Origin of the sequence: Janthinobacterium sp. HH104 (assembly GCF_001758715.1) — a bacterium.
Classification (GTDB): Bacteria; Pseudomonadota; Gammaproteobacteria; order Burkholderiales; family Burkholderiaceae_D; genus Janthinobacterium; species Janthinobacterium aestuarii.
This window is the reverse complement of record NZ_LRIB01000047.1, coordinates 204482-221257: the sequence shown is the minus strand read 5'-3', so window position 1 is coordinate 221257 and position 16776 is coordinate 204482. Positions and strand designations below refer to the sequence as shown.

The window sequence follows — 16776 nt, the reverse complement described above, 5'->3', positions numbered from 1 at the left end:
ATAGCATTTCTTTCGATTAATCTGCGCGATTTGACAACTTCGGTGTGCGCGTCGGCGGCACTGCCAGGCCGGCAGGCGCGGCATCCGTGCGCAGCACCGGATACAGGTTCAGGCGCTCATCCCAGGAAGCATGGCGGCGGGCGAAGAATTCCAGGCGCGCGGCCGGGTTCTTGGCAAACGCGGGATCGCTGGCCAGCTTCTGATGGAACTGCGCCGCCAGCGCCGGGTCGGCCGCCAGTTGCGCGCGCGCCACGTCTTCGGCCACGTATTCTTCCATGTATTCCTTGCGCTCGAAGGCCGTATTGAAACTGCCCCAGGCCAGCAGGGAATCGGGCGCGCGCGGCTCGAGCAGGGCGACGACCAGGCGCGCCTTGGCCTGGCCGACGGGCACGTACAGGTCACCGGCGCCAACCACGCGCTCCTCTTTCTGCCACTCGCCCTGCACGGCCGCAGTCTGGCGTCCCTCGAACGACTGCGCGCCGAATTTCACAGCCGTGGCGCGGAAGGTCTCGACCGGCAGCCTGCCCGGCGCGGTAGCTAATACCTGGTACGACACGCCATGCTGGCGCAGCTTGGCCGCCACCATGGCTGCCTGCGCGGCGGGCACCAGGTAGCCGGCCTTGGGCGCTGCCTGCTGCAGGTCGGGCACGATCTCGTCGCGCAGGGGCACGTTCCAGATCTGCGGCGTGGTTTCGTCGTAGCGCGTCATCAGCGCACCCGACACTTCGGATGGCGTGCGCGTGTAGGCGTAGCCGCGAAACGCGATCATGCGGCTCTTGTCCGTCGTTTTATACGTGAGCGGCAAGGTCGTGCCGGCCAGCTGCGCGGCGCGCGCGTCCGCCTCGAGCGCCGTTTGCCGCCACTGCGCGCCATGCTGCGCCACTTGCGACAGCAGCGAGACGATGGTGTTGCGCGTGATGCGCACGCGGGTCGGATAGTCCTTCCACGAATGGGTTTCCACCAGCATGCCGAAACGGTTGCGCAGCTGGAAATAGCCATGCGAGAAGCGCGGATTCGGCGCCGAATCGACAAAACCCGATTGGGGATTGTCGTTCTCGGCAAACGAAATATAGAACGGTTTCGGATCCGAGCCCTGCTTGGCCAGGTCGGCCAGGACCTGATCGCGCAAGGCCGTGCCGGCCACGCGCAGGGCCGCATCGCCCGCATGCACGGGTTCGACCTGGATCGAGATATCGGGTTCGAACTGGGCGCCGTCGGTGACGTGCAGGTCGACATACGCCAACGGATCCCAGGCGTTCACCAGCGCCAGCATGTGCTGCATCTCGGGCGTATCGGCCTTCATGTATTCGCGGTTCAGATTATAGTTTTGCGCCGTGCTGCGCCAGCCCATTTCCACGGGGCCGCGCTGGTTCGGACGATTCCACTGGCCGAAGCGCTCGTGGCCATCGACGTTAAACACGGGCACGAACAGCAGCACCTGCTTGTCGAGCGCGCCGGGTGCCGCCTTGCCCTCCAATACTTCGCGCAACGCGAGGAAACCCGCATCCTTGCCATCGATTTCGCCCGCATGGATGCCGCCCTGTATCAGCAGCACGGGCAGCTTGCGGCGTGCTGCTTCGGCCGGCGTCAGGGCGCCCGTATTCGAGACGGCCAGCGCCAGCATGGGGCGGTTTTCCGGCGTACGGCCGAACTCCACGCAGCGCACCTGCTTCGGATAGCGCGATTGGAACTGGCGGCACAAGGTTTCCACTTCCGCATAGCGGCCCGTATGCAAAAAGCCCGAGCGTTCGGCCACCGTGGTCAACGGCGAGGCGGCATACGCAGGCAAGGCAAATGTGGACAACAAGGCGGCGGACAGCAGGGCGTGGCGTAGCATGGGTCAAACTCCATCGAGAGAGAACAAGCGGGCAATTATAGGGGTGGTGGCGCGTGTAAAACTGCAGCGGAAAATAAAAAAGCCGGAACAGCGTCAGCTGCTCCGGCCTTGCTCTGGTAAGCGTGGATTATGAGCCAAAGTGGTAGTTGAATTCTACCCAGCCCTGGCGTCCCTGCGGGCTGTAGCTGCCCACCGGGTAGTACGGCCAGCCGCCGCTGTCGTCGCGCTTGATCTTGTCGAACACGTTGTTGACGATCAGCGACAAGGTGGCGCGATCGTTGATGCGGTACACGGTGCTGATATTGGCCAGCGCCGTCGGCGTCAGGTAGCCGGTGCCGGCGGCGTTCGGTATCTTGCTGTAGCGGCTGACCAGCAAAGTGTTCGACCAGTCGCCCGCAGCCCAGTTGACGCTCAGGTTCAGCTTGTCGCGCCAATCCGTATTGTTCAGCGATTTGAGCTCGTCGATTTCTTCGTCGCCGACAAATTGCTGCGATTTATTGCTCAGCACCTTGGCGTAATTGGCCTTGAAGGCAAAGCGGCCATAATCCGCCGTGCGCAGCAAATACTTGACGCTGACGTCGATGCCGCTGCTGCTTTGCTTGGCCGCATTGATCGGATTGACGGTGATGGTCTTGATCTCGCCGGCGCGGTTTAGGGCATTGGCCGCGAAACGCTCGACGCGGCCCAGGGTATCGGCGCAGGTAGGCGAGTTGATGTCGAGCTTGCCCAGGCGGCAATCGGCTTCGTCGCGCAGTATCTTGTCGGCGCTCAAATTCGTCACCAGGTCGTCGATCTTGATGTTCCAGTAATCGACGGAGACGTCGAAATTCGAACTTGGCGACCAGACGGCACCCACGCCGAACGACTTGCCCTTCTCCGACTGCAGATCCTTGCTACCGTTCTGCACATAGTCGGCGCCCGGCGATTTATTCGCGTAGTCGCAGTCCTCGATGGCCTGTCCGGCAGCGCCGCAGCGGTAGTAATCGGTGGTGCTCGAATAGTAACCGGTGCCGCGCGCCTTGTAGATGTAGTTCATGTCCGGTGCGCGGAAGCTGGTGGCGTAATTGGCGCGGAACAGCAGCTCCGGCGCGGGACGCAGTTCCAGGCCGCCGTTGTAGGTGAACTTGCCATCGCTGCGGCCGGCAAAGTTGTAGCGGTCATAGCGGCCAGCCAGGGTACCGGTCAGCTTCTCGTGCAGCGGCAGGTTGATCTCGGCACCCAGCGCATAGCGGGTACGCGTTCCGGCCGTGATATCGGATTTGGTGGCGACGTTGAAGTAACCGTCGTTCAGGCGCGCATCGGGCACATTGCTGAAGCCCTGCTTGCCCAATTCGGCGATGGTGGCGATCTTCGCCACGCCAGCGGGCAGCTGGAACAGGTCGCCATTCGTGGCCAGGCTCAGGGTATTCGTCCAGGCCTTGTCGTCGCTGTCGGAATTGCCCGTGATGCTGTCGAATTCGGCCGCCGTCACGCGGCGCGACAAGCGGGCCGGGTCCGGTGCGTAGATCGGCACGCCGGCGGTGTCGGTACCCAGTTTCGGCCCCAGGAAGAAGCTGTCGATATTGGCCAGCGCGCGCGGCGTATGGCTTTCGCTCTTGTACACCGAGGCGTTGTAGTTCGCTTCATACTGCCAGGAGGATGTGCCGGGAATGCGGCCCTTGGCGCCCAGCGAGATGGCGGTGGCCAGATCGTCCCACTTGCGGTTGTAGCGTTCCACGCCGCCCATTTCCTCGGGCGAGATATAACGCGTCCACGCTTCATAGCGGTTCGTATTCTGGTTGCGGAAATAGCTGCTGCCCGTCGACGACGACGTCCACGTCGGGCCGCGCGTATTGTTCTCGGTCGAGTTCTTGCCGATCAGGAAGTCGGCGAACAGCGTCGTTTCCGGCGACAACTCATAGTTGGCGCTGCCGAACACGTTCTGGCTGCGGTTCTTGGTTTGCGTGGTCCAGTAAGTGGGGCCGACTTTCGGGCTGGCGCAATAGCTGCCGTTCTTCGCCTGGTACTTGACGACGCTGCCGCCGAACAGGTCGCCGAATTGGTTGCAGGTGTCGCCCAGGTCCACGTAGCTGCCCGAGGTGCCCGCCTGTACCACGCGGCGCGAGGCGATATTCGTCGGCGTGCCCGAGCGCGTGGCCATGAAATCGCGCTGCAGGCTCGACAGCGGATCGCGCTGGCTCAGCTCCACGCTGAACAGGGTATGCAGCTTGTCGAAATTGCCGCCGCCCGTCAGCTGCACGCGCTGGTTGCCGGCACCGCCGCGCGAGGTGCCGCCCGCCTTGACGTTGATATCGAAACCTTCCGTCTGCTTTTTCAGGATGACGTTGACCACGCCGGCGATCGCGTCGGAACCATAGATGGCCGAGGCGCCACCGTTGAGGATCTCGATGCGGTCGACTATGCTCGACGGGATATTCGCCAGATTGGTGAAGTTGACCGTGCCTTCGTAGGCGACGGGGAAGTCGGCCAGGCGGCGGCCATTAAGCAGGATCAAGGTGTGGTTCGGGCCCAGGCCGCGCAGGCTGATGGTATTGGCCGACGGCGTGAACGTATTGCCGAAGTCCTCGCCTTGCGTGAAGCCGCTGTTCTGTACCTGGTTGGTCAGCGCATCGAAGACGTTCTTGTACCCTTGCTTGGTGATTTCATCGCCGGTCAGGATGGTGACGGACGATGGTCCTTCCAGGCTGGCGCGGGGAATGCGCGAACCGGTGACCACGACGGCTGGCGGGGTGGCCGCCGGCTGCTGATCCGCTGCGGGCGCTTGCGTTTGCGCGTGCGCCTGCCATGCGGAACCGCCCAGGATGGCCAGTACGGCGACGGTGAGCGGTGGTAACTTGAATTGTATAGGCATCTTTGCGCTTCTCAAGGTTAGGGAGAAGGCGAAAGATATCAAAATGCCAGTAATTGCAGAACGAATGGATTCATCTTTTCATATATCAAAATTGTTATATAGAAAGATTTCTGAGCAGAAAGCCCCCCTTCCTTCACCCAGGAAGGGGGGCACAATGGGACTTTAGCGTTTCAAGACAGCAATTTCCTTGTAGGCCGGGCGCAGCAGCCGCGTGGCCATGTCGGCCGGATTCTCCATCGAACTCAACAGCCTGGTCGCGCCCGTGGCCGGGCTACAGCTGCCGCTGCTGCGGTAACGCAGCGCCGCCGCCAGCATGCCTTCGGCAGGGTCGCCCAGCGGGTTCCGGTAATCGTCGGCCACGTCGCAGGTCGGCGCCATCCCATCGGCGAAGTCGCCAAAGCCCTTGGCGTTGACGCCCTGGAACTGCACGGCGAAATACGTGGTGCCGCAATTGGGCGTGGGATAGAAACCGTAGGGCTTGCCGCACGTCGTGCCGCCGATCAGGTTGACCTGCACGTCCACGCCGCGCAAGCCGTTGATGATGGCTTCGCTGGCCGAGCAGGTATTGCCCGTCGTCAGCAAGGTCACGCGCTTGAGGCCCAGCGAGGGCAGCGGCGTGCCCTTGGGCAGAGGGTTCGGCCCGGCAAAGCCCAGGCTTTGCGCATGGAATGGCACGGGCGCCGCCGGCCGCGTCTTGTCATTGGCCAGCACCTGCTCGAAGGTCTTGCCGGTGGTGACTTGCGGGCCGGCAATCATGTAGGCGAGCTCGCTGGCGACATCGAGGTAGCCGCCGCCGTTGTAGCGCACGTCGAGCACCAGGTCGCTGATGCCGGCCGCCTGGAAGCGGCCCATGGTTTCGGCCAGCTGGCGCTCGGACACGTTGTTGTGGGTGTTGAAGGTCAGGTAGCCCACCTTGCCCGTGGGCGTGTCGATGATGCGCTCGTTTTGCACGGAACTCGTGCTGACATCCACCGCCTGCAGGCTCGCGGAGATGGGCGCGCCATTGCGGCTGAACGCCAGCGTGTGCGTGCCTTGCGCCGAAGGGAACAGGCCCGCGTTGATGATACCCACGCTGGCAGTGTCGGGGGCATTGACGAAATCGACGCCATCGACGGTTTGCAGCGCATCGCCGCGCCGCAAGCCCGCCAGTGCCGCCGGCGAGCCTGGCTCGACGATCGTGACCACGGCCTTGCGCGGCGGAGTGGTGCGCGTCAGCGCCAGCAGCATGCCGTAGCCCAATTCGACGCCATTGAGCGAGGCTTCCCATTCGGCCGTCGTATACGTGAAATGGAACTGGTCCTTCGGCTTGCCGGACGCCGTCGTGGCCGTCGTTTTGAGCACATCGAAATACGCCTTCGCCGTGGCAAAGCTTTGCGGCAGGTAGGTGGTCGGCACTTCGCGGTACCACAGATACGTTTCATCGATCCAGCTGCGCACCCATGTCTGCTCATCGAGCAAAGTGCCCGGCTTGTCGATGCTGCTGCCGCTGCGCGGTGCCTCGCAACGGTTCGCCACCGTGGAGGAAGCGACCAGCGCCGTCGGCCCGGTCGGCCCGGTTGGCGTCACGGGCGGCACGACGGGCGCGCTGTCGCTGCTGCCGCCTCCTCCACCGCCGCCGCAGGCACTCAACACGAATCCGAGGGAAACAACGAGGCAACGCAGGCGCAGGGAATGCATGAGAAACTTTCCAAGAAGAAATTGTCGAAAAATTATAATGCGTTTTGCCAGCAAGCGTTGTTTTCTTTGACACAAAAAAAATGGCGCCCGCAGGCGCCATTGCTACAAGATCATGCGCAAACCGTTACGCCACGGTGGCCGCCACGGGTGCTGCCACGACGGGCGGCAGCGGCGTCGGTGCATTGAAGGCGATCAGCAGACTCGCTTCCTTTTCTTTCGCCGCCTTCAAATGACGCTCCTTCACGTGGCCATAGCCGCGGATGTCTTCCGGTATGCTGGCGATGGCCACGGCTTGCGCCAGCTTGGCCGTCGTCAGTTTCGGCAGCAAGCCGCCCACCGTCGCGCGGTATTCAAGAATCAGCGCGCGCTCCATCTTGCGCTCGGCCGTGTGGCCGAAGATGTCAAACGCCGTGCCGCGCAAGCCCTTGAACTTGGCCAGCACGCCGAACGCCTTCATCATCCACGGGCCGAATTCCTTTTTCACCAGATGGCCCTGGGCATCCGTTTTCGCCATGATCGGCGGCGCCAGGTGGAACTTGAGCTTGATGTCGCCTTCGAACATGGACGCGATCTTTGCCTGGAAGGCGCCGTCCGTGTACAGGCGCGCCACTTCGTACTCGTCCTTGTACGCCATCAGCTTGTAGAAGTAGCGGGCCACGGCTTCCGTCAGGCGCAAGTGCGGGCCATTCAGGGCGCTTTCGGCGGCGCGTACCTGGCCGACGAAATCGATGTACTGCTGCGCATAGGCGCGGTCCTGGTAAGCCGTCAGCAGGGCCACGCGCTTTTCGATCAAGTCGTCGAGCGTGTCGATGCGCTTGAATTCCACCACCTTGGCTGGCGTTGTCATGCGCACCAGGCTGGCCGCGTCATGCGCACCGGCGCGGCCCCAGTTGAAGGCCGCCTTGTTGAACGCCACCGAGACGTTGTTCAAGTCGATGGCCTTCATGATGGCAGCTTCCGACAGCGGCACTTTGCCCTTTTGCCATGCGTAGCCGAGCATGAACATGTTCGTGGCGATCGAGTCGCCCATCAGCGCCGTGGCGATCTGGCCCGCGTCGATGAAGTCCACGTGGTCGCTGCCGCAGGCCTTTTCGATTTCCATGCGCGCGGAAGCGCCGGGGAATTGCCAGTCCGGGTTCTTCACGAAGGCGGCCGTCGACGAGCTGGTCGAGTTGATCATGGCCCAGCTGCGGCCCTCTCCCATGCGCGACAGGGCGTCGCGGCTGGCCGTGACGATCAGGTCGCAGCCGATTACCAGGTCAGCCGCCCCCGTGCCCACGCGCGTCGAGTGGATATCTTCCTGGCGGTCCGCCAGGCGCACGTGCGACATGACGGGGCCGCCCTTTTGCGCCAGGCCGCTCATGTCCAGCACGGAACAGCCCTTGCCTTCCACGTGCGCCGCCATGGCCAGGATCTGGCCGACGGTGACGACACCCGTGCCGCCGATGCCGGTGACGAGGATGCCGAACGGCTCGGCCGTCGAAGGAATCTGCGGTGTCGGCAAGGCCGGCGCGGCTGGCGCATCCTTGTCGGCGGCAGCTGCCTTCTTCGGCTTTTTCAGGCCGCCGCCTTCCACCGTCACGAAACTGGGGCAGAAACCCGTCGTGCACGAGAAATCCTTGTTGCAGGACGACTGGTTGATCTGGCGCTTGCGCCCCAGTTCCGTTTCCAGCGGTTCCACGGACAGGCAGTTCGATTGCACGGAGCAGTCGCCGCAGCCTTCGCAGACGGCTTCGTTGATGACGGCACGCTTGGCCGGGTCCGGGTATTCATTGCGTTTCCGGCGGCGGCGTTTTTCCGAGGCGCAGGTCTGGTCGTAGATCATGGCCGACACGCCGGGCATGTCGCGCAGTTCGCGCTGCACGTCCATCAGTTCCGAACGGTGGCGCACGGTGACGCCTTCCGCCCAGGCGTAATCGTCCGGGTATTTTTCCGGTTCGTCCGTGACGACGATGATGGGGCCGACGCCTTCGGCGGCGATCTGGCGCGAAATGATGGCCGGAGATAATGGACCATCGAATTCCTGGCCGCCCGTCATGGCCACCGCATCGTTGAACAGAATTTTATACGTGATGTTCACCTTGGCCGAGACGGCAGCGCGGATGGCCAGGATGCCCGAGTGGAAATAAGTGCCGTCGCCCAGGTTGGTAAACACGTGCTTTTCATTCGTGAACGGCGCCTGCCCCACCCACGTGACGCCTTCGGCGCCCATGTGGGTAAACGTCGACGTTTCGCGGTCCATCCATAGCACCATGTAGTGGCAGCCGATGCCGGCCAGCGCGCGCGAGCCTTCCGGCACCTTGGTCGAGCTGTTGTGCGGGCAGCCTGAGCAGAAGAACGGCGTGCGGTCTTTCTGCGGATCGGGCTTCACGCTGATCGCTTTCAGCACATTCTCTTTGGCTTCCAGGTAGGCGATGCGTTCCTTCACGCGCTGCTCGACCGGGTGGCCCGCGTAGTAGCGCGAGATGCGGCTGGCAATCGCGCGGGCGATCATGGCCGGGTTCAGCTCATACGTGGCCGGCAGCAGCCAGTCGCCGTGACCGGTGCCCTTCTGGTTGCTCCATTCGCCCGTGTCGTCGAACTTGCCGACCACGCGCGGACGCTCGCCATCCTTCAGGTTGTACAGTTCTTCCTTCAGCGCGTACTCGAGGATTTGCCGCTTTTCTTCCACCACGAGGATTTCATCGAGGCCCTTGGCAAATTCGTGCACACCATCGGCTTCCAGCGGCCAGGTCATGCCGATCTTGTACAGGCGAATGCCGATGTCGGACGCCGTCTGCTCGTCGATGCCGAGGTCGGCCAGCGCCTGGCGCGTGTCCAGGTACGATTTGCCGGCCGTGATGATGCCGATGCGCGCCTTCGGGCTGTCCCAGATGATTTTATTGAGCTTGTTGGCACGCGCATACGCCAGCGCCGCATACCATTTGTAGCTGTTCATGCGCACTTCTTGTTCCAGCACCGTGTCGGGCCAGCGGATGTTCAAGCCACCGGCCGGCATCTCGAAGTCGGTCGGCAAGGTGATCTGCACACGGTCCGGGTCGAAATCGACGGCGGCGCCCGATTCGATGATGTCGGTCACGCATTTCATCGACACCCACAAACCCGTGTAGCGGCTCATGGCCCACGCATGCAAACCATAGTCGATGTATTCCTGCACCGACGACGGATACAGCACGGGGATGCCGCAGGCGTTCAGGATATGGTCGGACTGGTGCGCCGTGGACGAGGATTTGGCCGCATGATCGTCGCCGGCCAGCACCAGCACGCCGCCGTGCTTGGCGGAACCGGCGTTGTTCGCGTGCTTGAACACATCGCCGCAGCGGTCGACGCCGGGGCCCTTGCCGTACCACATGCCGAACACGCCATCGTATTTCGCGTCTTCGAACAGATTCGTTTGCTGCGTGCCCCAGACGGCCGTGGCGGCCAGGTCTTCGTTCAGGCCCGGGTGGAATTTGACGTGGTGTTCATCGAGATATTTCTTGGCCTTGATCGCCGTCATGTCGACGGACGTCACAGGCGAACCGCGGTAACCGGTGATGTAACCGGCCGTATTCAGGCCAGCCTTCAGGTCGCGCTCGCGCTGCAGCATGGGCAGGCGGATCAGCGCTTGCGTGCCCGTCATGAAGGCGCGGCCACGCTCGAGCGTGTATTTGTCGTTCAGGGAAATCTCGGACGCGTGCGCGCCCGGCTCAAGACTCGAGCCCTTGATTGGTGCATTCATTACTTGTCTCCATTATTCTCTGTGCTACGCGTGCAAAGTCGGTTGAACTCACACGTACCGGCCGCGCTTTGTGGGCAATGCCGGTGCGGAAAAATGACTTGTTTGTCGTAGACTACCACAGGAAGGCGCACAGTTCTTTTGCTGCACTGCACTCCTGCGTTCGTACCTTTTGCTGCTTTTTAGTGCTTTTTTTTGCGGCATGTCGGGTTACGCCATTCTGGCTAACCCGACCTACATTACTGGCACCAGTTGTAGGTCGGATTAGCGCAGCGTAATCCGACATCCCGGGTATAAGTCAGCTTACGCCGCGCTCGTATCTTTCAGCACGCCGCGCTTGATCTGGTCCAGCTCGATCGATTCGAACAGGGCGCGGAAATTGCCTTCGCCAAAGCCCTGGTCGCCCTTGCGCTGGATGATCTCGAAGAAGATCGGGCCGATCACCGTCTGCGTGAAGATTTGCAGCAGCAATTCGCGTTCGGTTTCCGTGCTGTGGCCATCGATCAGGATGCGCAGGCGGCGCAGTTCTTCCAGCTGCTCGCCGTGGTTCGGCAGACGGCGGTTGACCAGCTCATAGTAAGTTTCAATCGTGTCCTGGAAATCGATACCAGTATCACGCATGCCTTGCACGGAGCCATAGATATCATCGGTACCCAGCGCGATATGCTGGATGCCTTCGCCGTGGTACTGGTCCAGGTATTCGGCGATCTGCGACTTGTCATCCGACGATTCATTGATCGGGATGCGGATCTTGCCGCATGGCGAAGTCATGGCTTTCGACTTCAGACCCGTATGCTTGCCTTCGATATCGAAGTAGCGCACTTCGCGGAAGTTGAACAGGTTTTCATAGAAACCGGCCCATTCCTTCATGCGGCCACGGTGCACATTGTGCGTCAGGTGGTCAATATAGGTCAGGCCATGGCCGACCGGGTTGGCGACGGCGCCGGGAATGGCGACGAAGTCGACGTCATAGATGCTGATGTCGCCGATGCCGCCTGGCGCCGCGGCATTTTCCTTGTCGGCGCCCTTGCCGCGCCAGCGGTCGACGAAGTACAGCAGCGAATCGCCCACGCCCTTGATGGCGGGGATATTCAGTTCCATCGGACCGGTTTTATTGTCGAAACCCCAGGCGCCCAGTTCCAGCGCGCGGCGGTAGACGAAAGCCGCGTCGTCGACGCGGATGGCGATGGCGCACACGGACGGGCCGTGATGGCGGGCAAAACGCTGCGCGAACGAATCTTGTTCGGCATTGATGATGAAATTGATGTCGCCCTGGCGGTACAGGGTCACATCCTTGTGGCGGTGGCGCGCGATGGCCGTGAAGCCCATGTTCTCGAACAGCTTGCCCAATGCTTTTGGGTCTGGTGCTGCATACTCGACGAACTCGAAACCATCGGTACCCATCGGGTTATCCCAAGGCTGAAATTGCATGATGTCTCCTCCAAGAAGTAGCGCACAGTATAGGCGTGGGTCACGGGCATTAAATGCCAAAGATCTCCCGAACAATCATGATTTGCGCAATAATATTGCGTGAAACACGAACCACCGGAGGAAGCATGAGCAAAATTACGCTGGATAAAACGGACCGCAAGATCCTCGCCGTCCTGCAGGCCGATGGCCGCCTGTCGAACCAGGACGTGGCCGAGCAGGTCAGCCTGTCGCCGTCGCCATGCTTGCGCCGCATCAAACGGCTGGAAGAAGCGGGCGTGATCCGCCAGTACGTGGCCCTGTTGGACCCGGAAAAGATCGGCCTGGGGCTATTGGCCTACGTCAACGTGCGGCTGGAAAAGCACAGCGACGCCTCCGCCCATGCCCACAGCACGGCAAGAGTGCTGGCGCCGAATCTGGTGACGAACACCTCGCCGCGCGCCGACTTCGCCGTAGCCGTCGCGCAATGGCCGGAAGTGGTGGCCTGCTACGCGATGACGGGTGAAATGGATTATCTGTTGCGCGTGCACGTGGAAGACATGGAGCACTTTTCGCGCTTCATGATGGCGACCCTGCTGCGCCACCCGGCCGTGCTGGACGTCAAATCGAGCTTTGCCTTGCAGCGCATCAAGGATACGACGGCCCTGCCCTTATTGTGACGACGGTGACGGCGGTGACGGCGGTCCGGGCTTCTTCTTGCGCCCCGGCAAGCGGTCCCACAATTTGAACGCGGCGCGCGCGTTGGCCTTGAACGTGTAGTCGAACATGGCGAATTGCTCCTGCACGGCTTCCTGCAGCATGCTGCTCGGGTTCGGTGGCAACAGTTTCAGATAGGCATCGGCTTCGCCATAGTCGCGCTGGATTTCCATGCCCGCCTTCTTGGCGATATGCATCATCGTCTTGTTCGACGACAAACAGTGCATGTACAGGGTATCGACATCGTTGTTGCGGCAGTGGATCGCCGCCCGCTCGAACAGTTTTGACCCGACCCCCATGCCGCGCATGGATTTCGATACGGACACGCCAAACTCGGCCACCTGCTCCTTGTCCGTCACGACGCTTTTCGCCGGCGACGTGTCCTTCGGCGCGAACGCCAGATGCCCCACGCCCACCAGCTTGAACAGGCTGTTGTAGACGCCGTAGACCATATCGCGCGAGAAATCCATCTTTTGCACGTACTGGGCGACGAGCTCATCGGGCAAGGCGCTGCCGAAGCGCAGCAACCGGTCGCTTTTCTCCAAATTCAGGAAATGCTTCATCATGCGGCGCCGGTCGCGCTCATGCAATTGCTTGACGAGCACGGTCGGACGCCCGCCGCCGCTGCGGCTGAGCCAGCGGCGAAACGGGTTCTGGAACAATTTGGGCAGGGTCATGGCAGCTCCGTGCCGCTGATCGCGTTCGTGACGGCTTCGACCCGCGCCGCATGGATGAGCTCGGGAATGCGCTTCGGTTCGTATGCGCAGGCTTGTGCCAGCGCGCCCGCATCGACGCCGCGCACGGCCGCCAGCATGGCTTGCAGCCAGGCGGACTGCGGGAACGCCGGATCCTGGGCCTGCACGTCGCAGGCGATGGCGTCCAGCATCTGCACGAAGCGCTGCGGCTTGCGCAGTCCGTCGCAGCGTTCGCACAAGCGCACCAGTTCCTCGGCGCTCAAGGCCAGCGCACCCGCAACGGCAGCCTGCTCGCGCGCCGCCATCACGGCCAGCTCGCGGCAATCGTTGGGCACGCGCAGGCGCTCGCTGAGCGCATTGATCTGCTCAAGCGGCACGGCCAGCATCAGCACGGCAAAGCGCACGCACAGTGCGTGGCCCGCGCCCGCCGCCCTGTCGATCACGCGCAGCAGATGGTCGTTGAGCGCCAATTCCGGCAGGATGCGCGCCAAGGCGCCGCACTCGTGCAACACCGTCAGCATGCGCGACGGCCGCGCTTCCATCAACCCTTTCGCCACTTCCTGCCACACGCGCTCGGCCACCAGGGCGTCGACTTCGCCATCGCCCACCATCCGGCGCATCAGTTCCATGGTGGCGGGCGCCACCGTAAAAGTATCGAAACGGGCGGCAAAGCGGGCCAGGCGCAAGATGCGCACGGGGTCTTCGCCGAACGCATCGGAGACGTGGCGGAACACTTTGTTTTGAATATCGTCAATGCCGCCGAACGGGTCGGTCAGGCTACCGTCCTCGGCCTGCGCGATGGCGTTGATGGTGAGGTCGCGCCGCACCAGGTCGTCTTCCAGGGTGACGTCGGGCGCCGTGTGGAAGACAAAACCCCGGTAGCCGGGGGCAGTCTTGCGCTCCGTGCGGGCCAACGCGTACTCTTCCTGCGTCTTCGGATGCAGGAAGACGGGGAAATCCTTGCCCACGGGCCGGAAGCCCTGGCGCAGCATGTCTTCCGGCGTGGCGCCGACGACGACGTGGTCGTGGTCTTTCACGGGCAAGCCTAGCAGTTGGTCGCGCACCGCGCCACCGACCGTGTAAATCTTCATGATAAACGTCTCTTAATCAGGCAGTTCCGCGTCGTGCTTGGGCGCCGTTTCCGTCTCCGCCAGCGCTTCCGTAATCCAGCGGGCCACGGCCGGGTGCGCCTGCACGCGCTCGCAATACGCGTTCAGGGCCGGCGCCAGGCTGACGCCATATGTGCGGAAACGCATCACGACGGGAGCAAAGTACGCATCGGCGATGGAAAAGTCGCCAAACAGGAACTGGTGGTGGCCAAAGCGAGACAAACACTCTTCCCATATTTCGCTGATGCGGCCGATGTCCGCCTGCGCGGCGGCCGTGCGGCCCCGTCCCGGCAACTTGGCCTTGATATTCATCGACATGTCCGTGCGCAAGCCCGTGAAACCCGAGTGCATTTCCGCGCAGACACAGCGCGCCATGGCGCGCGCGGCCACGTCTTGCGGCCACATGTGTTTGTCAGGGAACTGCTCGGCCAGGTATTCGCAGATGGCCAGGCTGTCCCAGATCGTGATCTCGCCCGCCAGCAGCACGGGAACCCGGCCGCAGGCCGAATACTCGGCGATTTTTGTGGCCGTGTCGCTTTGATCGAGCAAGACGCGCACTTCCTGGAATGGAATGCCGAACGCCGTCATGGCCACCCACGGGCGCATCGACCACGATGAATAATTCTTGTTGCCGATGATGAGGGTCAAACCTGGCTCGCGCGCGGCGGCCAGGGTTTGCGTCAGGCTGGGATCAAGGATGGTCGTTTGCATGGTCGGGCATCTTTAGTTGGATGAGGGCAAGTCGGCCGCAATGGCGCTGTTTTTTGGGCCGACGGTACCCAGGCGCGCTTTCAGCGATTGCGGGCTCTTCTCGAACAGGGCCGCGTAATACGTGGCGTTGGCCATCACGTTTTTCACGTAGCCGCGCGTTTCCGTGTACGGAATGATCTCGGCAAAGATGGCGCCTTCCAGCGGACGCGTCATGGTGGCGCGCCAGATGCGCAAGCGTCCCGGCCCCGCGTTGTAGGCGGCGCTGGCCAGCACTTGCGAACCGTCCAGGCCGCCAAGCACCATGTTCAGGTAATTCGTGCCCAGCAAGACGTTGGTGCGCACATCGCTCAAGGTTTCCGTGACGAAATCGGTGAGGCCGATCTTCTTGGCCACATAACGGGCCGTCGACGGCATCACCTGCATCAGGCCGGACGCGCCCACGTGCGACTGCGCATCCATGATGAAGCGCGATTCCTGGCGGATCAGGCCATATACCCAGGCTTTGTCGAGACCCAGGGTTTGCGTGGCCGGGTGCATGACGTCGTCGTGCGGCGTCGGGTAGCGCTGCGTATAGTCCACTTCCAGGCGCGTGCGGTCCGAGGTGTTGACCATGCGGTCGAGCACATTGTTCTGGCGCGCAAATTCCGCAGCCGCCAGATGCTGGCGGTCCGTCATCGAACGCAATTCCCAGTTCCACTCGCGCGTGCCTTCGAAGCGCAAGCGCATGTTGAAAAATTTCAAGGCGCGCTGCAAACCCGGATTGGCGGCCATGGCGGCGATTTCCGCCGGCGTGATGGGCTGGCCAGGCGGCGGCAGCACCAGGTGGTTGCCCAGCTCTTCATTGGCCAGCAAGCCATAGAAATTCGATTGATCGGCAATCGTGCGGTACAGGGCGTCCGCCTGCGCGTTCTGGCGGCCCGGCGTTTCCGCCTGCTGCGCGCGCGCCAGCCAGTAGACCCAGGTAGGATCGGCGCGCAAGGACGCCGGCATGGCCTGGATGGACGCCTTAACCACGGGCCAGTTGCCTTCACGCAAGGCGATACGCGCCTTCCACTGCATCTGTTCCAGGGTCAATGGCGCGCCATTGGTTTTTTGCCAATACTCGAACGCTTCCGGCGCCAGCGAATACGACGCTTGCAGGGCCAGGCTGGCCCAGCCGATGGCCTGTTCCTGCGGCGTCAGCTGCGCGCTGGCCTTTTGCAAAGCCACGACGCCCAGCTTCAAGGTGCTTTTCGCCATGCGGCCGACAGCCACCAGATACATCTCGTGGTCGGCGCGACTTAGACCCGCGCCCTTGGCCAGCACCAGTGCCGGCAAGTCGATCGCTTGCGCCATCTTCGCGTCGGACGCGCCCAGCAGCAGCGCGATGCGGCGCGCCGGGCCCGTGGCGTTGGTCTGGCCCGCCAGGCGGATCTGCGCCCACAGGTCGTTCGTGTCGAACTGGCCGTTTTGCGCCAATGCCGCGATCAGGCTGCCGCACGCTTCGCCATAGCCGGGCGGCGAGACGAGCAGGTTGCGCGCCTCGGCCGCCACGTTCTGGCCCTTGGCGGCGCGCGACATCAGCGCGTAGCACTTGAGCTGGGTGTCGTCGTCGAGGGCGAATTGCGGATATTGCTCATCGAACACGACCCAGTCCCGCTTGCGGCCCAGCTCCAGCAGCCAGTCGTTGCGGAAACGGTCGGCGATGGCGCTGCCCTTGTAGCGGTTCAGGTAATCGCGGAATTGCGCCTCGGTCAGCAGTTTGATGCGCGGTTTCAGCCGATAATAGTCAACATACGATGGAATCTGGTAATTCGTCAGGCGCCCCGCATAAAAGTCGGCTTTTTCGACGTCATCCTTGCGCGCGGCGTCGCGCAGCAAGAGGAAGGCATCGTCCTCGCTGCGCGTGTCGGGGGCGGCAGGGGATACGGTAGTGGAAACCTGGGCCAGGGCGGCCAGGGGAGACAAGGCCGATGCAACACACAGCATCGTGCCGGCAATCCATTTCAGTGGGGAAATCAATGTACGACTCTCAATCTTAACTTGATGGTGATATGAATAGCGACCCTAGAATA

Annotated in this window: 10 protein-coding genes; 1 reads left to right on the top strand and 9 read right to left on the bottom strand. The window is 62.5% G+C overall.

Annotation, left to right across the window (positions count from 1 at the left end):
* Positions 1–16: 16 nt before the first annotated feature.
* The 5 genes from JAB6_RS22275 to hppD all read right to left on the bottom strand — a co-directional run bounded on the left by JAB6_RS22275 (position 17) and on the right by hppD (position 11514).
* On the bottom strand, positions 17–1837 hold the full coding sequence (locus JAB6_RS22275; RefSeq protein WP_070304540.1) for a M14 family metallopeptidase: 1821 nt from the start codon (positions 1835–1837) through the stop codon (positions 17–19).
* Between the two features lie 127 nt (positions 1838–1964).
* A complete protein-coding gene (locus JAB6_RS22270) occupies positions 1965–4688 on the bottom strand; it encodes a TonB-dependent siderophore receptor (protein ID WP_070304539.1) in 2724 nt (907 codons plus the stop codon).
* A 162-nt stretch (positions 4689–4850) separates the two neighbouring features.
* Entirely contained in the window at positions 4851–6365 is a 1515-nt protein-coding gene (locus JAB6_RS22265) for a S41 family peptidase (RefSeq protein ID WP_070304538.1), read from the bottom strand.
* A 124-nt stretch (positions 6366–6489) separates the two neighbouring features.
* Complete coding sequence (locus JAB6_RS22260) at positions 6490–10086, bottom strand: indolepyruvate ferredoxin oxidoreductase family protein (RefSeq protein WP_070304537.1); 3597 nt, start codon at positions 10084–10086, stop codon at positions 6490–6492.
* A 300-nt stretch (positions 10087–10386) separates the two neighbouring features.
* On the bottom strand, positions 10387–11514 hold the full coding sequence (gene hppD / locus JAB6_RS22255) for a 4-hydroxyphenylpyruvate dioxygenase (RefSeq protein ID WP_070304536.1): 1128 nt from the start codon (positions 11512–11514) through the stop codon (positions 10387–10389).
* A gap of 125 nt (positions 11515–11639) precedes the next feature.
* Here hppD and JAB6_RS22250 point away from each other — a divergent pair, with 125 nt between their 5' ends.
* Positions 11640–12170, top strand: coding sequence for an Lrp/AsnC family transcriptional regulator (locus JAB6_RS22250; RefSeq protein WP_070304535.1), 531 nt, complete (start codon positions 11640–11642; stop codon positions 12168–12170).
* On the opposite strand, the gene JAB6_RS22245 is transcribed toward JAB6_RS22250, so the two are convergent.
* The 4 genes from JAB6_RS22245 to JAB6_RS22230 are packed head-to-tail and all read right to left on the bottom strand — an operon-like array spanning position 12162 to position 16690.
* Positions 12162–12884: a GNAT family N-acetyltransferase gene (locus JAB6_RS22245; protein WP_070304534.1), complete on the bottom strand. Its 723-nt coding sequence runs from the start codon at positions 12882–12884 to the stop codon at positions 12162–12164. The two genes, JAB6_RS22250 and JAB6_RS22245, sit on opposite strands and share 9 nt — an antisense overlap.
* Positions 12881–13993, bottom strand: coding sequence for a hypothetical protein (locus tag JAB6_RS22240; protein WP_070304533.1), 1113 nt, complete (start codon positions 13991–13993; stop codon positions 12881–12883). The genes JAB6_RS22245 and JAB6_RS22240 overlap by 4 nt, the downstream gene beginning before the upstream one ends.
* Positions 13994–14005: 12 nt before the next feature.
* A complete protein-coding gene (locus tag JAB6_RS22235; protein ID WP_070304532.1) occupies positions 14006–14722 on the bottom strand; it encodes a glutathione S-transferase family protein in 717 nt (238 codons plus the stop codon).
* A 12-nt stretch (positions 14723–14734) separates the two neighbouring features.
* Positions 14735–16690: a lytic transglycosylase domain-containing protein gene (locus JAB6_RS22230; RefSeq protein ID WP_254671744.1), complete on the bottom strand. Its 1956-nt coding sequence runs from the start codon at positions 16688–16690 to the stop codon at positions 14735–14737.
* Between the last annotated feature and the right edge of the window lie 86 nt (positions 16691–16776).